We start from the raw sequence: 26220 nt of genomic DNA on the forward strand, positions 1-26220 counted from the left end.
AAGGAGAACCCAGTGACCGAGATCCTCTACGACGCCGACGCCGACCTGTCGATCATCCAGAGCAAGAAGGTCGCGATCGTCGGGTACGGCTCGCAGGGCCACGCCCACGCGCAGAACCTTCGCGACTCGGGCGTCGAGGTCGTCATCGCGCTCAAGGAGGGCTCGAAGTCGACCCAGAAGGCGCAGGAGGACGGCTTCGAGGTCAAGTCGGTGGCCCACGCGACCGAGTGGGCCGACCTCATCATGATCCTCGCGCCCGACCAGCACCAGCGCACGATCTACGCCGAGGGCATCGCCCCGAAGCTCGCCGCGGGCAAGACCCTCGCCTTCGCGCACGGCTTCAACATCCGCTTCGGCTACATCCAGGCGCCCAGCGACGTCGACGTGATCCTCATCGCCCCCAAGGCCCCGGGCCACACGGTGCGCCGCGAGTTCGTCGCCGGCCGCGGCATCCCCGACATCATCGCCGTCGAGAACGACGCGTCGGGCCAGGCCTGGGACGTCGCCCTCTCGTACGCGAAGGCGATCGGCGGCACCCGCGCCGGCGTCATCAAGACGACCTTCACCGAGGAGACCGAGACCGACCTCTTCGGCGAGCAGGCCGTGCTGTGCGGTGGCATGAGCCACCTCGTGCAGGCGGGCTTCGAGGTGCTGACCGAGGCCGGCTACCAGCCGCAGATCGCCTACTTCGAGGTGCTGCACGAGCTCAAGCTCATCGTCGACCTCATGTGGGAGGGCGGCATCGCCAAGCAGCGCTGGTCGATCAGCGACACGGCCGAGTTCGGCGACTACGTCTCGGGCCCCCGCGTCATCGACGCGGACACGAAGCAGCGCATGAAGGACGTCCTCGCCGACATCCAGTCGGGCGCGTTCGCGAAGCGCTTCATCGACGACCAGGACGCCGGCGCGCCGGAGTTCCAGGCCCTCCGCGCCAAGGAGGAGTCGCACCCGATCGAGGCCACCGGCAAGGAGCTGCGCGCCCTGTTCTCGTGGAAGAACAGCGACGACGACTACGTCGAGGGCACCGCCGCGCGCTGAGCCCGCACCGGTTCACCTCGACGCCGGGCCGCAACCCTTCACGGCTCGTCGACCGGAGCGCCCGCAGGGCGCGCAGCGGAGACGGGTTGAGCGAAGCGGCGCAGCCGCGGAGTCGAAACCAGGCCACCCCAGACTCGGCCCCCGCGCTCACAAGGCGCGGGGGTCGTCTGCGTGTGCGGTCAGAGTCCGGTCAGGCGGGGTTTCCTAGGATCGATGTCCGTGAATGCACCGCTGCTCCGTACCCCGATCATCCGTCGCGCGCTCGTCGCCACCGCTGCCGCGGCCGCCGCGACCCTCGCCCTCGCGGGCTGCTCCTCGAGCGCTCCCGAGGAGGCCGCCGTCGACACCGAGGCGCCGCTGTACGACGCGCTGCCGCAGGACATCAAGGACGCCGGCGCGATCGTCGTGGGCGCCGACATCGGATACGCGCCGATGGAGTACTACGACGTCGACGGCGAGACCGTGCTCGGCCTCGACAAGGAGCTCACCGACCTGCTGCAGACCCAGCTCGGCGTGCCGTTCGAGTGGACCCAGGTGACGTTCGACGGGCTGATCACGCAGCTGAAGTCGGAGCGCATCGACATCATCGTGTCGGGCTTCACCGACACCGCCGAGCGTCAGGCCGAGATCGACCTGATCGACTACTACCAGTCGGGCCTCGTGCTGCTCACGAAGAAGGGCAACCCCGAGGGCCTCACCGGCGTGGAGGAGCTCTGCGGTCAGACGATCGCGCTGCAGCGCGGCACCGCCCAGGAGAGCTACGCGCAGGAGCAGTCGGCCGCGTGCGAGGCCGCCGGCGACGAGCCGATCGAGATCCTCTCGTTCGATCGCGAGACCGAGGCGATGCTGCAGATCAAGAACGGCCGCGCGGTCGCCGGCATCCAGGACTACCCGGTCGCGGCGTACAACGCACAGACCTCGGGCGGCGGCGAGGACTTCGAGGTCGTCGGCGATCAGGTGCAGGCCGGCCCGATGGGCATCGGTGTGAGCAAGGACGACACCGAGCTGCGCGACGCGCTGCAGCAGGCCGTGCAGGCGATCATCGACAACGGCGAGTACGCCGAGCTCCTCGAGAAGTACGACACGCCCCTCGGCGCGGTCGAGGAAGCCACGATCAACGCCGGCTGAGTCGGCTTTCGGCCTGCGGTCTCGACTCCGCCGCTTCGCGGCTCCGCTCGACCCGTCTCCGCTCGCTTCGCTCGGTCGACGAGCCGTAACCCACCACGGCTCGTCGAGCGGAGCGCGCAGCGCGGAGCCGAGACGGGTCGAGCGGAGCGCCGCAGGCGCGGAGTCGAGACCGCGGGCCGCAAACCGCCCGCGTATGGGCCCCGGTCTCGACTCGCTTCGCTCGCTCGGCCCTGTCGTCCCTCCACACGTCGCATTCGCGACGCGCGGAGCCTCCGACTCCAGGGGCCCTCGTCTCCGCTCGCTTCGCTCGGTCGACGAGCCCGTGCCACTCACGCCCTTTCATCCGCTCGACGCCCGCAACCCACCACGGCTCGTCGAGCGGAGCGCGAAGCGCGGAGCCGAGACGGGTCGAGCGGAGCGCCGCAGGCGCGGAGTCGAGGCCGCGGGCCGCAAACCCGCCGCGGCGCGGAGTCGAGGCCCAGGCCGCAAACCCGCCGCAAGCGCGAGTCGAGGGAGCGCGAGCAAACACGCCCGGGCGCGCCGTTCACGCGGCGTTCAGCGCGGCGTCACCGGCGACCTAGGATGATCCTGTGAACGCGCCCTCCGCCGACCTCGTGCTCGAGGAGGCGCGCGCGATCGAGCCGCTGCGCGAGGTCTCGGCGCTCCTGGAGTCGGTGTGGGGCCGCACCCCCGAGGGCGCGCCCATGCACAGCGACACGATGCGCAGCCTCGTGCACGCCGGCGGCCTCGTCACCGCTGTCCGCGACGAGCGCGGCGTGCTGCTCGGCGCCGGCGTGCTCGTGCGCGATGTGCCGGGCGTCGCCTACGGCCTCATCGCCGCCGCGGCCCCCGGCCACACCGATCGCGGCATCGGCTACACCATCAAGCAGCACCAGCGCACCTGGTGCCTGGATCGCGACATCCGCGAGATCCGCTGGACGTTCGATCCGCTCATGTCGCGCAACGCCCGGTTCAACCTCGTCAAGCTCGGCGCCGTGGCGGTGGCATACACGCCGTCGTTCTACGGCGAGATGATCGACGCGATCAACCGCGGCGACGACAGCGACCGGCTCGTCGCCTCCTGGATCCTCGACGCCGCTCCGCGCGACCCGATCGAGCCGGACCTCGACGCACCCGCCCTCGGCGACGTGCCGATCGACGACGCACACGGCACGTGGATCGGCGTGCCCCGCGACATCGACGCGCTCCGCGAGCGTGATCGCGACGCCGCCGTCGCCTGGCGCCGCCAGGTGCGCGCGCAGATGCTGCCGCTGTTCGAGGCCGGCGCCCGGGCCACGCACTTCTCCCGATCCGGCCACTACCTGCTGAAGGCGAGCGCATGAAGATCCGCGACCTCACCGTCCATCACCTGCGCATCCCGCTCGTGGTGCCGTTCCGCACGTCGTTCGGCACGTCGCACGTCAAGGAGACGTTCGTGCTGCGGCTCGAGACCGACGACGCCGTCGGCTGGGCCGAGTGCGGCGCCGAGGAGGACCCGCTCTACAGCTCGGAGTACCTCGAGGGCGCCGAATGGGTGCTGCGCACGCAGCTCGTGCCGCGTCTGCTCGCGCTCGGCGAGGGCCTGAGCGCGGGCGTCGTGCGCGACGCGCTCGAGCCCGTGAAGGGCCACCGCATGGCCAAGCACGTGATCGAGACCGCCCTGCTCGACGCCGAGCTGCGCACCGCCGACATGTCGTTCGGCCGCTACCTCGGTGCGACGAAGACGCGCGTGCCCGCCGGCGTTTCGGTCGGGATCTTCGATTCGATCCCCGAGCTCCTCGACAACGTGCGTACGTACATCGATCAGGGCTACCAGCGGATCAAGCTGAAGATCGAGCCAGGCTGGGACATCGAGCCGGTGCGGGTGGTGCGCGAGACGTTCGGCGACGATCTCCTGCTGCAGGTCGACGCCAACACGGCCTACACGCTGCGCGACGCGCGGCACCTGGCCAAGCTCGACGCATTCGACCTGCTGCTCATGGAGCAGCCGCTGCCCGAGGACGACCTGCTCGGCCACGCCGAGCTGCAGAAGCGGATCTCGACGCCGGTGTGCCTGGACGAGTCGATCGAGTCGGCGCGCGACGCCGCCGCGGCGATCGCGCTGGGCGCGTGCGAGGTCATCAACATCAAGCCGTCGCGCGTGGGTGGCTACCTCGAGGCGCGGCGGATCCACGACATCGCCGAGGCGAATGGCATCCCGGTCTGGTGCGGTGGCATGCTGGAGTGCGGTCTCGGTCGCGCGGCGAACGTCGCGCTGGCCGCGCTCCCGGGGTTCGTGCTCCCCGGCGACACGTCGGCCTCGAACCGATACTTCGCCGAAGACATCACCGCCCCGTTCGTGCTCGAGGACGGGCACCTCACCGTCCCGACGGGCCCCGGAATCGGCGTCGACCCGATCCCGGAGGCGCTGGCGGCCTTCACCGTCTCGACCACCACGATCCCCGTGTCCTGACCCACCCGACAGAAAGCACTCACATGCGAAACTCCTCCCTCCGCCGCGTGATCGCGGTGACGGCCACGGGTGCGATCGCCGCGCTCGGCCTGGCCGGCTGCGCGTCCACCGGCTCCGACGACGCCGGGCCCGACACCGAGGCGCCGCTGTACGACGCGCTCCCGCAGGACATCAAGGACGCCGGCAAGATCGTCGTGGGCGGCGACATCGCCTACGCGCCGATGGAGTACTACGACGAGGACGGCGAGACGGTGCTGGGCTTCGACAAGGAGCTCACCGACCTCATGAGCGAGCAGCTCGGCGTGACGTTCGAGTGGCACAACATCGTCTTCGACAGCCTCATCACGCAGCTGAAGTCGGACCGCATCGACATGATCATGTCGGGTATGAGCGACACCCCGGAGCGCCAGCAGGAGATCGACTTCGTCGACTACTACATCGCCGGCGCCATGCTGCTCGTGCAGAAGGGCAACCCGGAGGGGCTGCAGAGCTTCGCCGACCTGTGCGGCCTGACGATCGCCGTGCAGCGCGGTACCACGCAGGAGGGCTACGCCCAGGACCAGTCGGCCACGTGCGAGGCCGAGGGTCAGGAGCCGATCGAGATCCTCTCGTTCGATCGCGAGACCGAGGCGATGCTGCAGGTGAAGAACGGCCGCGCCGTGGCCGGCATGCAGGACTACCCGGTGGCCACGTACAACGCCCGCACCTCGGGCGGCGGCGAGGACTTCGAGGTCGTCGGCGACCAGGTGCAGGCCGGCCCGCTCGGCATCGGCGTGAGCAAGGACGACACCGAGCTGCGCGACGCGCTGCAGCAGGCGATCCAGGCCGTGATCGACTCGGGCGACTACGACAAGCTGATCGAGGAGTACCAGACCCCGCTCGGCGCCGTCGACGAAGCCACGATCAACGGCGGCTGACATGGCGCAGCGGACGATCACCACGGTGCCGGTCCGGCACTACGGTCGCTGGATCACCGGCGCCGTGGTGCTCGCCCTGCTCGGCGCCGTCATCTACGCCTTCTCGCAGGCCGACATCCAGTACGGCCAGACGCTGCGCTTCCTCACCGTCGACACGATCCTCGAGGGCATGGTCGGCACCCTGGTGATCAGCGTGGCCGCGCAGGCGCTGGGCATCGTTCTCGGCGTGGTCGCGGCGGTGATGCGGCTCTCGGCGAATCCCGTCGCCCGCTGGGTGGCCGGCGGCTACGTGTGGCTGTTCCGCGGCACGCCCGTGCTCGTGCAGCTGCTGCTCTGGTACAACCTCTCGCTCGTGTTCCCCGAGGTGTTCGGCATGGACACGAACACGCTCATGACGCCGTTCCTCGCCGCCCTGCTCGGTCTCGGCATCAACGAGGGCGCGTACATGGCCGAGATCGTCCGAGCCGGCATCGGGTCGATCGACCAGGGTCAGATCGAGGCGGCCAAGGCGATCGGCATGCGTCCGGGCCGCACCATGCGCCGGATCGTGCTGCCGCAGGCGATGCGGGTGATCGTGCCGCCCACCGGCAACGAGTTCATCAACATGCTGAAGACCTCGTCGCTGGCGTACTCGATCCAGTACGGCGAGCTGCTGCTGTCGGCCGTGAAGATCTACTCCAACAACCTGCTCGTCGTCGAGCTGCTGCTGACGGTCTCGATCTGGTACCTGATCCTGACCACCGTGTTCAGCATCGGCCAGTACTTCCTCGAGCAGCGGTTCCACTACAGCTCGGTGAGCGACGCCTCCAGCGTCGGCGACATCCTGAAGCGCATCCTGCCGGGGAGGACCCGATGAACGCTCCGCTCGTCGAGGCCGTCGACGTCCGCAAGCAGTTCGGCGACAACGAGGTGCTCAAGGGCATCACGCTGGCCGTCGCCCCGGGCGAGGTCGTGTGCCTGATCGGGCCGTCGGGCTCCGGCAAGTCCACGTTCCTGCGCTGCATCAACCACCTCGAGCGCATCGACGGGGGAGAGCTGCGCGTGGCCGGCGATCTCGTGGGCTACCGCGAGCACAACGGCAAGCTCTACGAGCTGCGCGAGAAGGAGGTCGCCGCCCGCCGCGAGAAGATCGGCATGGTCTTCCAGCGCTTCAACCTGTTCGGCCACATGACGGCCACCGAGAACGTGATGGAGGGCCCCGTCGGCGTGCTCGGCGTGCCGAAGGCCCAGGCGCAGGCGGAGGCCCGCCAGCTGCTCACGCGCGTGGGCCTGGCGCACCGCCTCGACGCCTACCCGCACGAGCTGTCGGGCGGCCAGCAGCAGCGCGTGGCGATCGCCCGCGCGCTCGCGATGAAGCCGCAGCTGATGCTCTTCGACGAGGCGACCTCGGCGCTCGACCCCGAGCTGGTGGGCGAGGTGCTCGACGTGATGCGCGAGCTGGCCGACGAGGGCATGACGATGATCGTCGTCACCCATGAGATGGGCTTCGCCCGCGACGTGGCCGACCGCGTGGTGTTCATGGACGGCGGCGTGGTTGTCGAGGAGGGCGCCGCGCGCGACGTGATCGAGCGTCCACAGCACCCGCGCACGCAAGAGTTCCTGGGCAAGGTGCGCTGAGTCACTCCGGCGCGAGCACGTGCACGCCGTGCGATCGTGCCGCCTCGGCGAGCCGCTCGTCGTACGTGACGATCGCGTCGAGATCATCCCCCAGGGCCAGCGCGGCTGCGAGATGAACCGCGTCCAGACTGCGCAGCCCCCGCGGTTCGATACGCCCCGCTGATTCGAGGATCTCCGGCGTCAGTGCGAGCAGCGTCACGCTGTCGAGCACATCGCGCGCCCGCTCTGCCTGCTCCGGGTTGCTGCGGCGCACGGCCCTCACCAGCTCGGTGCGCGCGAGGTCCGCGCTCACAGCCTGCGCGGCCTCGGTGGCAGCCCACGCGACGAGTGCATCGGACTCGGGCTCGCGGACAACGAGCTTCACCAGGGCCGAGGTGTCGACGTACACGGCCACGCGATCAGTACCTCTCGTCGTCGCGCATGGCACGAAGCGGTGAGGTGAGGTCGCCGCCGACGGTGGGTACTCCGAGCTCCCCGAGGGGACGCTTCGCCGGCCGAGCCTGACCGGATGCAACCAGCTGGGAGAGACGACCTCCACCCAGAGGAATGAGCTGCGCGACGGGGCGGCGCCGATCGGTGACCGTCAACGTCTCACCCTCCGCTACCCGAGCGACCACCGCCGACGCATTCTGCTTCAGCTCTCGGATGCCCACTTCGTTCATGTGCTTCATTGTAGAACATACGCCCGATCTCCTCAGTGGTCGCTCACAACCTCGTACCGCGACGAAACTGTCCACAGATCCGGAGAACATCGCGCACCAGGCTGCCGACGCCAACAGCGTGGAGGGATGACAGCGTCCACGCAGATCACCGATCCCCGTTCTTTCGAAGCCCGTACCGACGAGGCCCTCGAGCTGCTCATCACGCGGCTGCTAGGTGATGCCTCCGCCGAGTGTGCCTGGTTCCTGTTCCTCGATCACCGCAGCCGAGTGATCGATCCGCTCATGCCCATCGACTTCCTCCCCGCCGATCCCGACGAGTTAAGCGACGCCCCCGATCTCGGCGCGGTCCCGATATCCGAACTGATCGTGGAGCGCATGGGTTCCCTGCTCTCGATGATCGGCGCCACAGAGCTCGTCGTGGTGTGGGAGCGGTCCGGTGGGTCGATGCTCGATGCGGACACGCGCCGCTGGATCACAGCCATCGCGGACGCGGCGAGCAACCTCGGCCTTCCGCTCCGTGCGCAGTTTCACCTCTCCCGCAGTGGTGCGCGCCTTGTCTCGGCCGAGTAGCAGGAACTCTTCAGTCCGCTGCCGGTCCGCTCGGCTGTCTCGACGTGCGCTGAGCCGCGCAGGTTGTGTCGGCTTCGGCGCAGAGTTCGACGAAATCTGATCTCGTCCTCTCGGGCAGGCGTAGCGTGGATGGTGCATCCACCTGTATGCACTGAAAGGATTTGAGATGACCACCTCCGTTCGTGCTGCCGTGCTCCACGGTGTTGACGAGCCGTTCCGCTTCGAAGACCTCACCCTCGCCGACCTCAAGCCCGATGAGGTGCTGGTGAAGATCGTCGCGACCGGCCTGTGTCACACCGACCTCGCCGTGCAGCACGGCCACATCCCGGGCGCCTTCCCGTTCGTGCTCGGCCACGAGGGCGCGGGCATCGTGGAGCAGGTCGGCTCGGCGGTGCAGGGCTTCGAGGTCGGCGACGCGGTCGGCCTGTCGTACGCCGCCTGCGGTCACTGCCGCAACTGCCTCGCCGGGCGCGAGGCGTACTGCCTCGAGTTCATGCCGCTGAACTTCGGCGGCGTGCGCGAGGACGGCACCACCACCCTCGCCGCCGCGGACGGCACCGCCGTGCACGGCAACTTCTTCGGCCAGTCGTCGTTCGCCACCCACGCGATCGCCGCCGCCAAGAACGTCGTCAAGCTGCCCGAGGGCATCCCGGTCGAACTGGCCGGCCCGCTCGGCTGCGGCATCCAGACCGGCGCCGGCACCGTGCTGAACTCGCTCGACGTGCCCGCCGGCTCGACGATCGTCGTGGCCGGCACCGGTGCCGTGGGCCTGTCGGCGATCATGGGCGCCAAGGTTGCCGGCGCGACGACGATCATCGCCGTCGACGTGATCCCCGAGCGCCTCGAGTTCGCAAAGCGCCTCGGAGCCACGCACCTCATCAACGGCAAGGACGAGGACACCACCGCCCGCATTCTCGAGATCACCGGCGGCGGCGCCCCGTACGCCGTCGACACCACCGGTGTGGCTCCGGTGATCGCCCAGCTGATCAACGCCACCGCCTTCGGCGCGAAGATCGCGCTCGTGGGCGTGCCGAAGCCGGGCTCGACGATCGACCTCGGCCTCGTGGCCGCCTCGGGCAAGACGCTCGTCGGCGCGATCGAGGGCGACGCGATCCCGCAGAACTTCATCCCCGAGCTGATCGCGCTGCACCAGGCCGGTCGGTTCCCGTTCGACGAGCTGATCACCACCTACCCGTTCGAGCAGATGGAGCAGGCGATCGCCGACACCCAGTCGGGCGCGACGGTCAAGGCCGTCCTCGTGATGCCCTGACCGCTGCCACGCCGAACCGGCTCCCGCGCCTTTCCAGGCCGGGGGCCGTTTCGCGTTTCGGAGTGAGTACGTGCCGGTGCGGCGCCTGGCGAGTGCCGTCGTGCCGTCCGAGCGGCCGGGCGCGGCACGATCACACTCGGGAGCGCCGATCACGCGCGCGTGAGGCGGCCGGCCAGCGCGACGGCGTCGTGCGGGGCGTGGCCCTGGCCGTCGTTGTCGAAGTAGACATACACGTCGCGCGGGCGGCCGTCGAACGTGCCCGATCCATCGGCCCAGGCCACAATGCGCGCGGCCCACGCCTCGAGCTCGTCGGGCGTGTAGCCGCTCATGTACAGCGCCGTGGCGCCGTGCAGGCGCATGTACACGAAGTCGGCGGTGACCTCGCCGAACGCCGGCCACAGCCCGGCGGTGTCGGCCACGGTGAGCGCGACGCCGTGCCGGCGCAGCAGCTCGGGCAGCGCCGGGTCCTCGAAGCTGCGCGAGCGCGGCTCGAGGGCGTGACGGATCGGCACGTCCTCCTCGATCTCCAGCCACGCCCGGCCCTCGAGGCGCTCATCGTGCTGCCGCGCCCGCTCGAGCGCCTCGCCGGTGGTGCGGGGGAGTAGGCGCAGGAACGCGTCGAGCGCCTCGGGATCGAACGCCTGTCGCTCGGGCAGCTGCCACAGGATCGGCCCGAGCTTCGGCCCCAGCGCGAGCACGCCCGAGGCGAGGAAGTTGGCCAGCGCGGTGTCGACGTCGCGCAGCCGCAGCATGTGGGTGATGTAGCGCGATCCCTTCACCGCGAACACGAAGTCGTCGGGCACGGCGTCGCGCCAGCGCCGGTAGCTCTCCGGCCGCTGCAGGGAGTAGAACGATCCGTTCAGCTCGACCGAGTTCATCCGCTCGGCCGCGTACGCGAGCTCGAGCCGCTGGGGGAGCCCGGTGGGGTAGAAGTCGCCGCGCCAGTTGGCGTATCGCCAACCCGAGATCCCCACGCGCACGTCACCCGTCATGCCTGGCACGCAACCAGCGGCCGCGACCTGGATCAACCCCCTACCGTTGGGGAATGGAGTCGCTACGGGAGCTGCTGACGCAGGCACGATCGCGCGCCGCGCAGGCGCTGGCCGCCCGCGAGGCCGACCTGGCCCGCCTGAGCGAAGCCCGCGGCGACTCGACCGCCGACGACGAGCACGACCCCGAGGGCGCCACGCTCGCCGACGAGTGGTCGCGCCTCACGGGCCTGGCCGCCGCGGCCCGCGCGGAGCTCGCGGAGATCGACGTGGCCCTGGCCCGCGTGGACGCGGGCTGGGACGGGCGCTGTGAGGTGTGCGGGCGGGTGATCCCCGTCGAGCGGCTCGCGGTGCGCCCGACCGCGGTGCGGTGCGTGGACTGCGCGGCGTGATCAGCGCTTGCCGCCGCGCGTGGACCACAGCGCCCACGCGACGAGCACCGGCTGGAAGAACAGCCGCACGAACCGCTTCTCGTCGGTGTCGAGCCCGAACCCGTCGCGCTGATGCACCCACTGCGCGATGTTGCCGGGGAAGATCACCACGAAGAACAGCGCCGCCAGCCACCCGACCAGCCCGCGCCGCTTCCGCGCGAATACCAGGAGCGTGCCCAGCAGGACCTCCTTCACGCCGGAGATCACGACGGTGGTGTCGGGATCGAGCGGCACGAACTCCGGCACCTGCGCCCGGAACTCCTCGCGCGCGACCGTGAGGTGCGACACCCCGGCCCCGATCAGCGCCGTCCCGAGCGCGACGCGGGCGATGTGGCGGAGGGCGGTCATGGGGTTGAGGGTACGCGCGATCGCCGGCAAGCTCGAGCGCAAGGGCATGGGAGAGCTCGCCGACGCTGCGAAAGCGGCGCAGGCCACCGTGCAGGAGTGGCTCGTGGTGATCGCGCGGTGCTTCCAGCTGCACGACGCGATCGCGGTCCTTGAGCTGGATCGTGTGCTCGAGGCGTCGCCTGCCGAGCTGGACAAGCACCGTGTCGGGCTGAGGGTCGCGCGTCAGAACCGCCTGGAGCTCATCGCGCGCAGCACCGCGCAGCTGCTCGCGCGGATGGATGCCGCGGCCCAGACGGCGAACGCGAAGGTCCTGTTTCACCCGAGGCCCGCCCGCGAAGTCGTGAACGCGAGCAATCAGGTCGCGGCGGGAGTCTCCGATTTCCACGAGCGGCTCGGTATCGGCGCGAGCGCGACCTCGTGGCAGGCGAGGCGCTGGACCGAGGCAGCCGCGGAGACGAAAGACAAGGCGTTCGCGCAGGTGTCGGGGGGACTTGGTGTCGTGAAGGGCTTCGGAGAAGAGACGCTCGACCGAGCGGGTGAACTCGGTTCGCAGGTGCGCTCCAGCCTGTCGGCGCGCATCAACCGGCGCCGAGAGGGCGACGCGGAACAGAGACGGCCAGCGTCACTGGCCGGACGGTCGTCAGTTCGGCAGCACCACGCACCGGTACTTCGCGCGCGTGAGGCCGACGTAGAGCAGGTCGAACCAGGGCAGGCCGGTCTCCTTCGCGAAGGCCAGGCCGTCGTCGCCGATGTCGGTGAGGATGACGGCCTCGGCGTCGAGCCCCTTGAACTTGCCGATGGATCCCCAGCGCACCGCGCCCTTCGGGCGCGCGTCATCCGGGGTGTCGCCGACGTGGCGCAACTGTGCGCGCAGCCACTTCTCGTCCTTCGTGAAGTGCGGGCTCGCGAGCATCCGGCCGACGAGCGACCGGCGCTCGCCGAAAGGGCTGAGCACCACGATGTCATGGGCCGGGTGCTGCTGCAGCAGGTCGCGCAGGGCGCCGGCCAGCGCCGAGGTGGGGGAGTCGCCGACGCGATCCACGCGCATGCCGCCCACGTCGTTCGAGACGAGCCGGTGCCCCGTGTAGCCGAAGCGCCGCCCGAGCAGCTCCTCGGCCGCCGACGAGAGAGCACGCACCTGCCGCACGCTCTGCCGCATCGCGACGTGCACCATGCCAGGGAACGACTCCGAGGCGACCGCCCACGGATCCGCATGCGTCTCCGCGGGGCGCAGGATCTGCTGGCGCGGATCGGCGGCGACCGCGACGCGAGCAGGCGCGGAGGCGGCGGACGGCTCGGCGAGCTCCCGCAGCAGAGCGACGACGTCGGGGAAGCCCGCGACGTCCTGGAACTCGTCGATGCAGATGGCGTCGTAGCCGCCGAGCGAGGGGTCGGCCCGGAGCCGCTCGAGCGCGAGCCGCGGCAGCTCCTGCTCGTACCAGCCGCGCGGGGCGTCGTCCGGGTTCTTCTCGACGCCGGCGATCCGGAGCAAGAGCGCGTTGAGGCTCATCGCCTCGAGCGTCGGCCGGTGGCGCCCGGCCGCGACGAGCTCGTCGGCCATGAGCAGGTTCCAGCACGTGAGCAGCGTGCGCGCGCCCTCGGCGGCCCAGGTCTTCGCGAGCGAGGTGAGCAGGTAGCTCTTGCCGGTGCCGGCAGGGCCTTCGAAGCAGAGGCGGCTGTTGCGCGCGACGGCGTCGAGGAGCACCCGCTGCGACTTCAGCAGCTTCTCCTCGTCGTCGCGCCGCTCGAGCTTCCGATCGGCGGCGGTGCGCCCGCCGGCGAAGTCGCCGACCAGCGCGCGAGCGATCGCGTCCGAGTGCTCAGGAGTCATGACGCTCGGATCGTGATCCACGCCCTCCACGGCCGCATACCAGGCGTCGTGCTCGGCAAGCACGTGCTCGACCAGCGCGACGGGATCGCGCAGGTCGTCGCGGAACGCCAGCTCCCACTCGAAGAACTGCATGTCGCCGGGGGATCGGTTCTCGAACAGGTGGCGCCCGAGCGACGTGAACCACACGAGCCGCGCGATCGGCTCGGATCCCGCGAGCAGCTCGCGCGACTTCAGGAAGCCGCGCAGGCTCCGCACGGCGCCGTCGACCTGGTCGAACGGGCTCTTGCCCGGGTTCGGCACGCGGTCGAGGGTCCACTCCCCGTCGCGGTACTCCACGTACTCGGGGCTCTTCGCCTCGATCACCACCATGCCGTGCCCGGGGACGATGACGATGAAGTCGGCCTCGCCCTGGAACTGCCCTACGTGCCGCCGGATCTGCAGCCCGTGGATGACGACCCAGTCGTCGATCCCGCGTGCGCCCGCGAACGCGTCGAACACGCGACGCTCGGACCCGTTCGCCCCGGATCGCGGACGAGCGGGGATCATGCGAGCCATGCGAGAGCCTCCCGAGAAGTGGTCGGAGTACTTCGGAGCGTATCGCCTCATTGCCCATGTGTGCCCGGACTCGGTAGGTCACGCATCCTCGGCGTCCGTTCGATCAATCGCAGCGACGCGTGGCCGAGGCACTTCGCCAAGAGTTGTAGTACCTAAAGGCGCAGATGTCCGATCCCTGTGCCAGTATCCATATGCACCCGGGTAGACGAGCGCTCACGCGTTCGACCTTCCCTGTCGCGCCCCCGCTGCAACGAAGAGGATCCGAAGTGGCTTTCGACACACCGCAGTACAACCTCGCCGACTACCTGAAGTGGACTCAGAACGGCGACCTGCAGCTCCCGGACTTCCAGCGTGAGTACAAGTGGGACGACGAGCGGATCCGTCAGCTCCTCGTCACTGTGCTGCGGGGCCACCCGATGGGTGCGGTGATGCTGCTGGAGACCGGGAACGACCAGGTGCGGTTCAAGCCGAAGGTCATCACCGGGTCGGGCGCACCGCAGGATTCGAGCCCCCGCTGGCTGCTGCTCGACGGGCAGCAGCGGTTGACCTCGCTGACGCAGGCGCTCACGGGGGACGGCGTGGTCGGAACGCGCGACTCCCGCGGCAAGCTCATCGAACGGCGCTACTTCGTGGACATCCGCATGGCGCTGGAGGGGGAGGATCGCATTGAGGAAGCCGTCGTATCTGTTCCCGCCGACGGCATTGAGCGCACAGACTTCGGCCGCAAGATCACGTTGGACGTCTCGACGCGAGAGCGTCAGACGGCGCAGGGCTTCTTCCCTGTGAACCTGATCTTCGGCGAGTTCGAGGTGATGCGCTGGCTCTACGAGCTCGAGGATCAGTCGCTCGGCCAGCGGTTCATGAACGAGATCCTCGCGCCGGCGTCGCGCTACCAGATCCCGGCGATCGAGCTCGACAAGACGACGAGCAAGGCAGCAGTCGCGACCGTGTTCGAAAAGGTGAACACGGGCGGCATGCCCCTCGACGTCTTCGAACTCCTCACCTCGACGTTCGCCGGCGACGCCAACTACTTCAACAGCACGGGCAAGGACTTCCGTCTCAAGGACGACTGGGACGAGGTCGAGCAGGAGTTCAGGAACCACCCCGTGCTGGCGGCCTCCAAGAGCACGGACTTCCTCCAGGCGATCACGTTGCTCGCCACGCGCAAGCGGAATCGCGAGAGCACGTCATCTCGTCCGCCCGCGGTGTCGGCGAAGCGCGAGGATGTCCTGAAGCTGGAGCTGTCGGACTACCTTGAGTGGCGTGACAAGGTGAAGGAGGGCTTCCTCTGGGCCGGCCGGTTCTTGACCGACCTCTGCATTTTCGACACCCGCTTCCTGCCGTACTCGACGCAGATCGTCCCGCTCGCGGTCATCCGCGTTCTTCTCGGATCGCAGGCCGACGCGCTCGGCGTGACGGCCAAGCTCCAGCAGTGGTACTGGTCTGGGGTGCTCGGCGAGCTGTACGGGTCGACGACCGAGACACGCTTCGTCCGCGACATCGAGCAGGTTCCCGTCTGGGCGCTGGGCGAGACCGACGTGGCGCCCGGCACGGTGACCGAAGCCGGGTTCAGCGAAGTGCGGCTCTACTCTCTGCGCACGCGCAATGCCGCTGCCTACAAGGGCATCTACGCGTTGCAGATCGCACAGGGCGCGAAGGACTGGATCAAGAACCACCGCTTCGATCTGCAGACGCACAAGGACCTCGCCACGGACGTTCACCACATCTTCCCGAAGGCATGGGCGCGGGCGAACGAGATCGACGCCGCCCTGTACGACAGCATCATCAACAAGACGCCACTGGCGGCCGAGACCAACCGTGCGATCGGCGGCTCGGCGCCGTCGTCCTACTTGGCGCGCGTGGAGAAGAACTCCCACCTGTCCGCCGCCGAGGTCGATGACGTCCTTCGGACGCACGGCATCGACCCGGTCGCGCTTCGGGCGGACGACTTCGACGCGCATGTGGAGCACCGTCGCAAGTTCCTCATCGGGCTCATCGAGGGCGCAATGGGGAAGCGTGTGCAGCGCGACGCTGAGGGACGCGACGCGGCGGATGTCGCGGCTGAGTTCGATTTGTCCGGCGACACGGACGATATCGACGACGATTGAATCTGCGCGACAACGCACCAGTGACCGTTGCCGGTCGCGAGACGTATCGAGCTGACATACAAGCAGTGGAGATGAATTTGCACGAAGAAGGTATGCCAGTCCTGACGCTTCAGGGGGCCGCGACTGTCGCCTGGAGCGAAGCGCCGCCGATCGCAGCAGATGCCAAGGTGTTGCTCGGGCACGACGAGGTGGGCGCAGGAGCGATGCAGGTTGGAGTTGCTCGGCTTGCGGCCCGTCCTACCAAGAGTCTCCTCGACGACCTCTGGAAGTCACGAGGAACGCGGGCGCCGATGGGCTTCATCGTCGCGGCGGTGACGCCAGAAGGCGTGTGGATTCACTATCCCTCTGCGGATGCCCCGCCAATCGGCCCCGTTACGGTGGGTCAGGCCGAGCGCCAGCTCCAGTCGGTGCTGAACGAGAGGAACGGGCTCGCCGCCCACGCACGTATCCGCGCACTCCAGGAATCGATGTCGTCCTCGGGCGCCGAGGGTTTCTCGAACCACTTCCTGTTCTCGACCTACCACCTCCTGCGCGACGTTCCCCAACGAGCCGACTGGGAGTCCGCGACTCAGAGGGCAATGCCGATCCTTCCCAAAAGGGGAGCGTCGTTGGTGGCCGAGCTTGGGTTCGATACCGAACCTGCCGGATCCGAAAGGGTGCTCGTCCTCCGCACCGCGAATGGCCCGCGTCGAGCGGTCGCGGTGCTGCTCCGCGAGGACGAACACTTCGACCATCGATCTGCGACCTACCAGCTGACGCCTGTCGCGAAGGCGCTCGAAGTCGCGGGCCGAGAGGACGTCCCGTGGGTGATCGCGTTGCGCAATTCGACCCTGCGGCTTTACCCAGGGCGCGACGGCGTCGGCGTTGGTCAGCGGGGTCAGTCCGAGACGTACTTTGAACTGGATCTGGATATCCTCGCGCCGGAACGCGCGGGGCTGCTGACGCTCATCTTCTCGGCCGAAGCGCTCGATGCAGGCGGTACCGCGCAGCAGATCCTCGAAGGATCGGGAAAGTACGCCGCGGAGCTCGGCACGCGCCTCCGGGATCGCGTCTACGAGGGAGTTGTCCCCCGCATCGCGCTCGCGATTGCAGATCAACTGCCGGCAATGGGACTGTCCGTCGATGCGGACGGCCTGAGTATGGCCTACCGACTGACGATGCGCGTGCTCTTCCGGCTTCTGTTCCAGGCGTACGGTGAAGCGACGGAGCTCCTGCCTGCAGGGCGCAACGAGCACTACGACGCCAACTCGCTTCAAGCGTTCATCAGGCGGGAACTGAACACCGGGCAGGACCAGTTCTCGACTGAGTCCTCCGCGATCTGGGCAGACCTGATGCAGGTGTGGGAGGTGATCTTCCACGGCAACAGCCGATGGGAGGTCCCGGCGTACGGTGGTAGCATTTTCGACCCGCGCACGCAGGAAGGCGCCCTCCTTCGAAAGCTGGAGTTGCCGGACAGCGTGATTGGGCCGGCGCTGCAGGAACTTCTCAGCGAGGAGACCGTTGACCACACCAGAGGGTCGGTGGATTTCCGCAGCCTCCAGGTACGCGAGTTCGGCACCATCTACGAGGGCCTGCTTGAATCAAGCCTCTCGCTGGCGGAGCAGGATCTGACGGTGGATCGGAACGGGGCCTACGTCCCGGCCAAAGAGGGTGACAAGATCCTCGTGGCCGCAGGTCGTCCGTACTTTCACTCCGCATCGGGCGAGCGCAAGGCGACCGGCTCCTACTACACGCCGAAGATTGTCGTCGACCACCTCATCGAGCGTTCGGTGGAGCCTGCCCTGAAGGCCCACCTAGACCGGATCAAGGCGCTCATAGACGACGGCAAGGAACGCCAGGCCGCCGATGCGTTCTTCGACTTCCGCGTCGCTGACCTGGCGATGGGCTCCGCACATTTCCTTGTCGCCGCCGTGGACAAGATCGAGCGGGGGATGCGCGACTTCCTCACTGCTAACGAAGTGCCCGGCGTCCGCGCCGAACTCGCCCGGCTCGCGGAGAAGGCGCGGGAGGCGCTCGGGCATGACACCGATGGTGCGAAGGCGATCACCGACGGCCAGCTGCTTCGCCGTCAGGTGGCCCGCCGGTGCATATACGGCCTCGACATCAACCCACTCGCCGTCGAGCTGTCACAACTCGCGCTCTGGATTCACACCTTCGTGCCAGGCCTACCGATGTCGAGCCTCGACCACGGACTCGTCCTCGCCAACTCCCTCACCGGCATCGGCACCATCGACGAGGCGCTCGACGCGCTGAACGCCGACGGACTGTTTGAGCAGATCATCCGGGAGCCGCTGGAGGCCGCACGTGACCTCCTCGTCGACTACGCAAGCGCTTACGAGGCCGACAAGTCGGAAGTGGACGAGGGCGCCGAGATGCTGGCGAAGGCACGAGCCGCGGCGGCCCCGGCCAAGGCGATCTTCGATGTCGCGGTCGCCAAGCGCCTAGGCGTGATGATCGACGAGGCCTGGAACGCCGAGCAGTTCGTCGCCCTCGCGGCGATTCGTGAGGTGCGTGACGCAGTGGATCCGCTCCAGCCCGCTCACATGCCGTACCTATTCCCCGAGGTGTTCCTTCGTGGGCGACCGGGCTTCGATGTACTGGTCGGTAACCCGCCGTGGGAAGAGGTGATGGTGGAGGAGCCGAAGTTCTGGCTACGCGTGCGGCCGGGTCTGCTCGGGCTGAAGCCTGCCGCACTCAAGGCAGAGATCGCGCGGCTCCGCTCTGAGCGATCGGACCTGTTGCGCGAGCTGCAGCGCGATATCGACGTGGTCGATGCGCTTCGGAAGGTGCTGCTGGCCGGTCCGTATCCGGGGCTTGGCACTGGGGACGTCGATCTCTACTCGGCCTTCGCCTGGCGATTCTGGCATCTCCTGCGAGACTCGGGGCGGTGCGGAATCGTCGTGCCTCGTTCGCAGTTCAACGCTGCTGGCGGTAGGGAGTGGCGTGAGCAGGTGCTCCCGGCGGCGAGCGCCGAGATCGTCACCCTGCTGAACAACCGCCAGTGGGTGTTCCCGATTCACCCTCAGTATTCGATTGCCCTTGCAGTTCTAGAAAAGACGGCGAGCGGGAGGATTACGCTTGCGGGGCCGTTCCCCTCCGAGACCGAGTTCTCCGCTGGGCGCGACTCAGTTGGAGTGCTCGACTTTGCAACTCTCTCCGCGGCGAGTGCCACCGCAGCACTCCCTAACTTGCCTGATCCGATGAGCGTCGACGTCTTCGCCCAACTCCGCAAAGCGCCTCGACTCGACGCGAGGCGGCGCGGGTGGGACTTCCGTCCAGTTGCTGAGTTTCACGCCACGAATGACCGGCAGACTTTTGATGACGGCCCGCAGGCCCCGGGCAAGCTCCCAGTGCGCGGCGGTGCGGGCTTCGATCTGTGGACGCCGGAGACGGCGGAGGTGTACGCCTGGGCGGACCCGCGGAAGGCCGAGACCGCACTACAAGCGAAGCGTCAGCGGCAGATCAGGCTGAAGTCGTCGGCGTTCTACGGAAAATCGGTGGCCTGGGCCAGCGACCAAGCAACGCTTCCGCTACATCATCCGCGTATTGCCTTCCGTGATGTCACCAATGCGACGAACACGCGAACCTCGATAGCGGCGCTGGTGCCCCCCGAGACAGTGCTTGTCAATAGCGCTCCGTACGCATTTCGCGCGGACGGCGACGCGAAAGCGGAGGCCTATCTCCTGGGTGTGCTGTCGTCGATCCCGCTGGATTGGTACGCCCGGAAGTACGTGGAGCTGCACATGAACCTGCACATCTTCAACGGGCTCCCTATTCCGGAGTACGTCCCGGGAAGGCCGCTGGTCGACCGCGCGGTGAACATCGCCGGCCGGCTAGGTGCCGTGGATGCGCGTTACCACGCGTGGGCTGCGGAAGTCGGTGTCAAGGTTGGCACCGCCAACACCGAACCGACGAAATCGGAACTCATCGCGGAACTCGACGCAGTCGTCTCGCTTCTCTACGGGTTGACGCAGCAACAGGTGGAGCATGTTTTTGAGACGTTCCATCGCGGCTGGGACTACACCGGGCGGCTTGAACGCGTCCTCGCGTACTACGTGCAGTGGAAGGACGAGGCGTGAACGAGCAGCTTCCCGTCTTTGCGACAAACCGCATCGCGCCGCCCATGACGGTGCGTGAGGAGCTGCGTCGCCTGTTCAGGGTGAACCGCGAAGCACTCACCGTACCGCCGAGCGCCGCGATCGCTACTGCGTACATCAACCCGGCCGGTTTCCTGCTGCTTGCTGACGAGCTGGAGAAGCTGCCGCATATCCGCATTCTGCTCGGCGCGGATCCCGTACCTGATCCGCTCTTGCCGATCGATGCGGATGCGGCGCTCCAGAAGCGCCTGGATGCGGCGCTGTCCGATCATGAGCGGTGGCTGAAAGCCGAGCGCGACGCGCTCGGGTTCGAGCCGAAGGCGACCCAATCGGCGAAGCGCCTCGTGGCCTGGTTGCGCGCCGCTGACGAGCGAGGCGAGCCGATTGTGGAGATCCGCCGCTACACCGGCGGGTTCCTGCACGGCAAGGCCTTCATCAGTCATCACCCCACGCATCCCGCCTACCTTGCTGGGTCTTCCAACCTGACCTATGCCGGTCTCACGCGAAACGCCGAGTTGAACGTGGGTGCATCGGGGCAGTATGGTTCGACGCCGCAGGTCATCGACTGGTTCGAGGAATGCTGGGCCGACGCCGAGCCATTTGATCTTGCGGCGCTGTACGAGCCGCTGTGGGCCGAGCACACGCCGTGGAGCGTCTTCCTCCGAATGCTGCTTGCCCGCTACGGCGATCACCTCGAGGACGAGGAAACGGGGCCCACCCGATTCGAGCTGACGAGATTCCAGGCCGACGGTGTGAAGCGCATGCGTCGCCTCCTCGACGAGATTGGCGGAGTGCTCGTGGCCGACGAGGTTGGCCTGGGAAAGACGTTCCTCGCGCTTGAGGTCATCGCTGCGGCCACCGAGGAGCAGCGGCAACGCGTGCTCGTCGCAGCGCCGGCCGCGCTTAAGGCATCGGTGTGGGATCCCGTGCTGGAACGATACGACATCTCCCGTCGTGTGTCGGTGCACTCCTATGAGGAGATCCGCAGCCGGATGGACCCCAACCACCCAGAGCACAACGCCTTCTACGACCGTGCTGAGGACGCGGCGCTGATCATTGTGGATGAGGCGCATAACCTGCGGAATGCGGGAGCGGCGCGCTCCGAGGCGCTGGACAGGATCATTCTCGCCGGAAGGCACCCCAAGAAGGTCGTGCTGCTGACGGCAACGCCCGTAAACAACTCCCTCGTCGACCTCGAGACGTTGGTGAAGTACTTCATTCGCGATGACGCGCGGTTCGCTTCGATCGGTATTCCGTCGATCCGCAAGTACATCCGCGATGCGCAGGCTCTCGACCCCGAGGCGCTCACGCCTGCACATCTCTTCGACCTGATGGATCAGGTGGCTGTGCGCCGCACCAGGAAGTTCGTCAAGGACAACTACCGCGGTGAGATGATCGCAGGCCCAGGCGGCAAGAAGATCCCCGTGGAGTTCCCCGACGCGGATGTGCGCCGCGTTGATTACCAGCTTGACGAGCCCGGCGAAGCGCTCGTCGACGCCGTCACGTACGCGCTTGACATCCCGGAGGATGAGGCGCATGTCGCGTCGTTCAACGTTCGCCGAAGCGATGCTGGCCGCCTCCTGCTGGCGCGGTATGTTCCCAGCCGGTACCTGAAGTCGGACGATCTCAACAACACCGAGGTCTCAAACATGGGGCTACTCCGCTCCGCTCTGCTGAAACGACTCGAGTCCTCGCCGACCGCGCTGGCAGGAACGCTTGGCGTGCTCGTCCAGACCCATGAGGCTTTCCTCTCGGCACTCGACAAAGGCACGGTCCTTGTCGGCGGAGCGCTACGTGACTACGTCAACTCCGAGTCTGAAGACCTTGATGAGATCGTCGCCGGACTTGACGAGGACACCGAGCGCCAGGCGACACCAGCTGCTCTCTACGACGCGACGCTGTTGGCATCCGACGTCGAACGCGACCTGGAACTGATCCGTCACCTCCAGTCGCTCGCGGAGGCGGCGGCGCACGATGGTGAGCCGAAAGTCGGCGCCCTCCTTGCCGAGCTCGAACGAATCGCGGCCGAGGCAGACAAGCCCGCTGTGACGAACGCACCGGCCGGCGATCGGCGGAAGGTCATCGTCTTCTCGACGTACGCCGACACGATCCGCGACCTACACGAGCGGGTGACCGACGCTCTGGAAACGGTGCCAGAGTCGTCACCGCTCGCGGCTTACCGTGGCCGGGTCGCGCCCGCGGTCATCGGCGAGTTCGCATCCGGGAAGCGTGGCGGCATCGACCAGCCGACCCGTGCGAAGGCGGTCGCGAACTTCGCGCCTCGGACCGCGGGACAGCTCCGGGCGGACGGCACACCGGTCGAGGACGACCTTTACGACATCCTGCTCACGACCGACGTCCTCGCGGAGGGCGTAAACCTCCAGCAAGCGGCGCACATCGTCAACTATGACCTGCCATGGAACCCCATGCGCATCGTTCAGCGTCATGGTCGCGTGGACCGGATCGGCAGCCAGCACAAGGCGATTGAACTGAACGTCTTCTTCCCCGCCGAGCATCTCGACGAGTTCCTCGGGCTGGAGCAGACGCTGATCCGCAAGCTCCGGCAGGCCGACGCTGCCATCGGTGCAGGAAAGGTGCTGCCCGGTGTATCGCACTATCCGCCGCAGGAGCACTACGATCCAGATGCCATCGTCGATGAGATCGAGGAACTCATCGAACAAGGCGGCGGTTCGGCGGCTGGATCCGGCGAGGAGTACCGGCGACGCCTCGCCAATGCACTGGACGCCGATCCGGGCTTGCGTGGTCGTCTCGAGGAGCTGCCGTACGGGATTGGAAGCGGCTTCGTGAACCCAACGACCTCGGGGCGTTGCTTCGTGTTCTGCATGAGCATGGGCGACACCGGCCACGTCTGGTTCCGCACGGTTAACGCGGACGACTCCTGGGAGCCAGTCGCTGATGAGGAAGGTCGTCTCGTTGTCGACGACACCCTCATGGCTCTTGTCGCGGCTGACCCCGGCAGTGCTGGGCGCGAGCGGTCGCTGCCGCAGCAGGCGTTCCAGGCCGCCTATGGTGCGTGGGAGTTGGCACGCGAGCATGCGTACGAGGAGTGGACGCGCTCCACGGACCCGAACGCCCTCGCTGCGGAAGTCCCCGCATCGTTTCGCGATGCGCGTCGGGAGGTGATGGATCACGGCGGCCATCTCGGATCTGCGCAGATCGAGACAATCAAGCGGCTGAACACGGTTCCCTCCGCAAAGGCGCGTAAGGCCATGCGAGCCGCGCTACGTGACGGCGACGGCCCGCATGACGTTGTGGCGAACATCGTTCGTGTCCTCGACGACTTCGGTATTCAGCCGGCGGGGAAGGTCGAGCCTTTGCCTCCTATCTCGAAGCAGGACATTCGCCTCATTACGTGGATGGCTGTCGAGGGCGCGAAACCGCCGACGTTCTCGAAGGCAGACACGGAGGCACGGTCGTGACCTTTGATGCGCGGCAGTCCATTGACCAGGGATTTCAGCTCCTGGCGCTTCGCCTGGAACCGATCATTGCGGACAGGCTCGCTTCCGTGCTGGGCGGCCTTCCGTGGACGACGGTGCTCAGCGAACTCGATCGCGCGGCTGGTCGCCGCGCATATGAGTACGCAACAGGAGACCCCCAAGCGCAGCTGAAGGTCTTGACGCAACGATTGGGAGCTCTCGGGTTCCCCTTCGATGACCACACTCGGGCCACGAGCATCCTGGGCGGGGAGCTTCGCATCATGCGCAATCGGCTTGCGCATAACGGCCAACTCGATGTGCTCGACGCCTGGCGCGCTCATGACTTCATCGTTCGTCTCCTCGAGCGTTTTGACGACGAGCTCGGCGTCGTCGAGGCCGTCTCCTTGCGCGACGCGGCATTCGCCACGCTCGTGGAGCAGCACGGCATCGCGGTACACGCGCGCCCAGTCGAGCCAGACGGCGTTCCGACGCGTGTATCCGGGCCGGACTTCACGATCGCGCGGCGCACTGGTGAGCCAGACCCTGACGAGGAGCCCGCCTTCTCCCTTCGTTCGCCGCTTGCCCCGGGGCCGACACTGGACTTCACGGGCGACGGGACGTCCACACCGGTCCACGGCGCGGCAGGCCGTTCCGAGGCCGCCTTTGAACCCTGGACGGTTGTGCCAATTGGTGAGCCCGCGGAGCTCGACGAACTCCCGAAGAAGGCAGTGAAGGAGAAAGTGCGCGCAGTGGCGCGCGAGGTGGTGGAGTTCGAAGGACCCGTGCATCTGGACAGGGTCGCCGCTCTCGTCGCGGCTTCGTTTGGTCTGAAGCGACTTCACGCGGGACGCGCCAAGAAGCTGAGCTACCAGATCCGCCAAGCGGTCCTCGTTGATGGTGATCGTTTCGCGTGGCCCGACGGAGTTGACCGTGAGAGCTGGCGCGACTACCGGCCGAGCCAGGACCCGTCCCGGCGGTTCACCGACATCAGCCCGGTCGAGATCGCTAATGCGATGCGTTCCTTGCAGCAGGAGAGTCCGGAGCTAACGATCGCCGAGATCGAGGTGGCCGTGCTCGAGTTGTTTGGTCGCAAGCGCCGCACATCGGCACACGTGGCCCATCTCGCGAAGGCGAGGTCCCTGCTCAAGGAGTCGGACGATGACCTGAGCACCACTGGGCAGGGGACGGGGGACGCTTCATGAACTGGGCGGATCTCGCTGGCTCGGTTGCCCTCGGCCTTGCTGGGGCGCTCGTGCTCTGGGGGTGTTACCGTGCCGTCGAGACCAAGTGGCCCGACCGTTACGCGGGCATGACACAGACATTCGCCCTTCGTGCGCGGCAGACGCTGGGGCGATTCGTCACTTTTCGTTGTCTCCCGACCGCCCTCGTTGTTGTCATCGTGTCCTTGACTTGTGAGCGACTCGTGGGGGCTCCGGGAGCGGCCGTCATCGGAGGCGCCGTTGCCGCTTTGCCTTCCGTTCTTGTCCATGGATACGTATTTGCGAGGTCAATGGTCAGGGGAGGCGACCACACCGTCAACTACGGGATCTTCCAGCTGGCGATGGCGCTGATGATCGCAATTACGGCGCTTGCAGCGTTGCCTGCGCGTGTCCTCCTGGCGCCGTTGGTGCCGCAGCCCGAGGTTCTGCTGGACTCGATCTGGGCGGCCCTCATCGCCGTCGGGATCGGCGGTGCGGCGGTTGCCGTCCTACGACCAAGGCCACCGGATGCACCGGAGTTCGGGCCGCGGTACTGGATCGACCGCGCAAAGCGCGACGCGGGTGTCGCAATATTCGACAGGGCATTCGAAGTCAGTCGGGACCGCGGTGCCGACCCTCTCCTGGTATGGGCACGCCTCGTAGGCGAAGTTATGCAGCGTCCGCGCTGGATGCGTTGGCTTGAGTTTCAGCTAGCCCGTTGGAGGCCTGCCACCTCCGTCGGGGTGCTGCAGGTCCCCGGCTCAGAGGCAAAGACGGACATCGACTCCGTTGACGTCGGCGTGAGTCAGATGGCGGGGAGATGGGCTCTGGTCGCAACCGAGTACGGATACGCGACCGATTACAACTCGATCTGGACAACCGCCACGGAGTGGAACGCTGAGGCCGACTATGTGGATCGCGTGTACTCGATACATGCGGAACTTTTGAGCGGTTGCTCCGAACCGTCGGGATGGCCAGGGGTTCTGATCGAGACGCGGCGATACCCGCGGCGGATCGCGCTTCGGGGGATTACATCAGCCGACCGCGTCGCATGTGCCGACCCAAGTAGGCCCGACCGACAGACCGAAGTGAGTCCCTCAAGGCGCTCTGACGACGGCTTATGGGCATTCGAGATCGATGTCCCGCTGGGGGTGTCCACCCTGGAGCTAACCGCGCACACAGAGGCGGGAGTTTTGGCGACGCAAGTGGTACTCAGCCGCGGGGAACTCTCGTGGGCAGGGCCCGCCGAGATTCGGCCGACGACGCAGCCGCGGAGCGACTCGTGGACTATGACGAATGCTGACGCGGCGGCTCTTCCTGGTGCGAGTGACCGCTTGCGGCTCGCTACGGATTCGGGGTCCGACGGCGATGAAACGGACCCTTTGGGGGAACTCGAGCCGTCGCAGTCGTGACGGTGGCGCAAGGGCGGACGCGTTTTGTCGCCGCGGTAGCCCGCCAGGCATTGCCTGCCCGGGAATACCCGCCCACGCGCCCCCGTTCCCTCTGGTAACCTGAAGTGTCACGCGTGTGCGTGGGGTCCGGCGTGCTCGCCGGAGCGTCCCGCCGCGTGA

At 67.7% G+C, this 26220-nt stretch carries 20 protein-coding genes; 15 read left to right on the plus strand and 5 right to left on the minus strand.

Annotated features, from left to right (window positions below; genetic code table 11):
• The first annotated feature begins 12 nt into the window (after positions 1–12).
• The 7 genes from ilvC (at position 13) to E3O41_RS05875 (ending at position 7152) form a co-directional block, all read left to right on the plus strand.
• Entirely contained in the window at positions 13–1038 is a 1026-nt protein-coding gene (gene ilvC, locus E3O41_RS05845) for a ketol-acid reductoisomerase (protein ID WP_135012156.1), read from the plus strand.
• 213 nt (positions 1039–1251) lie between these two features.
• Positions 1252–2166: an ABC transporter substrate-binding protein gene (locus E3O41_RS05850; protein WP_067022822.1), complete on the plus strand. Its 915-nt coding sequence runs from the start codon at positions 1252–1254 to the stop codon at positions 2164–2166.
• Positions 2167–2756: 590 nt separating this feature from the next.
• Positions 2757–3509 (plus strand): hypothetical protein, encoded by a 753-nt coding sequence (locus E3O41_RS05855; protein ID WP_067022825.1) that lies wholly within the window; start codon positions 2757–2759, stop codon positions 3507–3509.
• Positions 3506–4618: an o-succinylbenzoate synthase gene (menC, locus tag E3O41_RS05860; protein ID WP_067022828.1), complete on the plus strand. Its 1113-nt coding sequence runs from the start codon at positions 3506–3508 to the stop codon at positions 4616–4618. Before E3O41_RS05855 ends, menC begins: the two co-directional genes overlap by 4 nt.
• Positions 4619–4641: 23 nt before the next feature.
• The gene (locus tag E3O41_RS05865) at positions 4642–5535 is read left to right on the plus strand and encodes an ABC transporter substrate-binding protein (protein ID WP_067022832.1); all 894 of its coding nucleotides are present in this window, start codon (positions 4642–4644) and stop codon (positions 5533–5535) included.
• 1 nt (position 5536) lies between these two features.
• Positions 5537–6391: an amino acid ABC transporter permease gene (locus E3O41_RS05870; protein ID WP_067022835.1), complete on the plus strand. Its 855-nt coding sequence runs from the start codon at positions 5537–5539 to the stop codon at positions 6389–6391.
• Positions 6388–7152, plus strand: coding sequence for an amino acid ABC transporter ATP-binding protein (locus E3O41_RS05875; protein ID WP_135012158.1), 765 nt, complete (start codon positions 6388–6390; stop codon positions 7150–7152). Before E3O41_RS05870 ends, E3O41_RS05875 begins: the two co-directional genes overlap by 4 nt.
• Position 7153: 1 nt before the next feature.
• Here E3O41_RS05875 and E3O41_RS05880 read toward each other — a convergent pair whose 3' ends face one another.
• Together E3O41_RS05880 and E3O41_RS05885 are read right to left on the minus strand one after the other, a co-directional pair.
• On the minus strand, positions 7154–7546 hold the full coding sequence (locus E3O41_RS05880) for a type II toxin-antitoxin system VapC family toxin (protein ID WP_067022840.1): 393 nt from the start codon (positions 7544–7546) through the stop codon (positions 7154–7156).
• Between the two features lie 4 nt (positions 7547–7550).
• Complete coding sequence (locus tag E3O41_RS05885; protein WP_067022843.1) at positions 7551–7814, minus strand: type II toxin-antitoxin system Phd/YefM family antitoxin; 264 nt, start codon at positions 7812–7814, stop codon at positions 7551–7553.
• Positions 7815–7940: 126 nt separating this feature from the next.
• Between E3O41_RS05885 and E3O41_RS05890 the strand changes: the two genes are divergently transcribed.
• Positions 7941–8384, plus strand: a complete 444-nt coding sequence (locus tag E3O41_RS05890) for a hypothetical protein (RefSeq protein WP_067022846.1) — start codon at positions 7941–7943, stop codon at positions 8382–8384.
• A gap of 166 nt (positions 8385–8550) precedes the next feature.
• Entirely contained in the window at positions 8551–9654 is a 1104-nt protein-coding gene (locus tag E3O41_RS05895; protein ID WP_067022849.1) for an NAD(P)-dependent alcohol dehydrogenase, read from the plus strand.
• A gap of 149 nt (positions 9655–9803) precedes the next feature.
• On the opposite strand, the gene E3O41_RS05900 is transcribed toward E3O41_RS05895, so the two are convergent.
• Complete coding sequence (locus E3O41_RS05900; RefSeq protein WP_067022852.1) at positions 9804–10646, minus strand: DUF72 domain-containing protein; 843 nt, start codon at positions 10644–10646, stop codon at positions 9804–9806.
• A 53-nt stretch (positions 10647–10699) separates the two neighbouring features.
• On the opposite strand from E3O41_RS05900, the gene E3O41_RS05905 reads away from it, so the two are divergent.
• Positions 10700–11035: a TraR/DksA family transcriptional regulator gene (locus E3O41_RS05905; protein ID WP_067022855.1), complete on the plus strand. Its 336-nt coding sequence runs from the start codon at positions 10700–10702 to the stop codon at positions 11033–11035.
• On the opposite strand, the gene E3O41_RS05910 is transcribed toward E3O41_RS05905, so the two are convergent.
• Both E3O41_RS05910 and E3O41_RS05915 read right to left on the minus strand, forming a co-directional pair.
• Positions 11036–11422: a DoxX family protein gene (locus tag E3O41_RS05910; protein WP_240482228.1), complete on the minus strand. Its 387-nt coding sequence runs from the start codon at positions 11420–11422 to the stop codon at positions 11036–11038.
• 640 nt (positions 11423–12062) lie between these two features.
• Positions 12063–13808 (minus strand): nuclease-related domain-containing DEAD/DEAH box helicase, encoded by a 1746-nt coding sequence (locus E3O41_RS05915; protein ID WP_158231508.1) that lies wholly within the window; start codon positions 13806–13808, stop codon positions 12063–12065.
• Between the two features lie 164 nt (positions 13809–13972).
• Between E3O41_RS05915 and E3O41_RS05920 the strand changes: the two genes are divergently transcribed.
• The 5 genes from E3O41_RS05920 to E3O41_RS05940 are packed head-to-tail and all read left to right on the plus strand — an operon-like array spanning position 13973 to position 26061.
• Positions 13973–15916, plus strand: coding sequence for a GmrSD restriction endonuclease domain-containing protein (locus E3O41_RS05920; RefSeq protein ID WP_218939260.1), 1944 nt, complete (start codon positions 13973–13975; stop codon positions 15914–15916).
• Positions 15913–19995, plus strand: a complete 4083-nt coding sequence (locus E3O41_RS05925; protein ID WP_135012160.1) for an Eco57I restriction-modification methylase domain-containing protein — start codon at positions 15913–15915, stop codon at positions 19993–19995. Before E3O41_RS05920 ends, E3O41_RS05925 begins: the two co-directional genes overlap by 4 nt.
• Positions 19992–23453, plus strand: coding sequence for an SNF2-related protein (locus tag E3O41_RS05930; RefSeq protein WP_240482230.1), 3462 nt, complete (start codon positions 19992–19994; stop codon positions 23451–23453). The genes E3O41_RS05925 and E3O41_RS05930 overlap by 4 nt, the downstream gene beginning before the upstream one ends.
• Positions 23450–24652 carry a DUF3320 domain-containing protein gene (locus E3O41_RS05935; protein ID WP_067022876.1) on the plus strand — a complete coding sequence of 401 codons (1203 nt, stop codon included), beginning with the start codon at positions 23450–23452 and terminating at the stop codon, positions 24650–24652. Before E3O41_RS05930 ends, E3O41_RS05935 begins: the two co-directional genes overlap by 4 nt.
• A complete protein-coding gene (locus tag E3O41_RS05940) occupies positions 24649–26061 on the plus strand; it encodes a hypothetical protein (RefSeq protein WP_135012162.1) in 1413 nt (470 codons plus the stop codon). Before E3O41_RS05935 ends, E3O41_RS05940 begins: the two co-directional genes overlap by 4 nt.
• The last annotated feature ends 159 nt before the right edge of the window (positions 26062–26220 follow it).

This window comes from Microbacterium sediminis (assembly GCF_004564075.1).
Classification (GTDB): Bacteria; Actinomycetota; Actinomycetes; order Actinomycetales; family Microbacteriaceae; genus Microbacterium; species Microbacterium sediminis.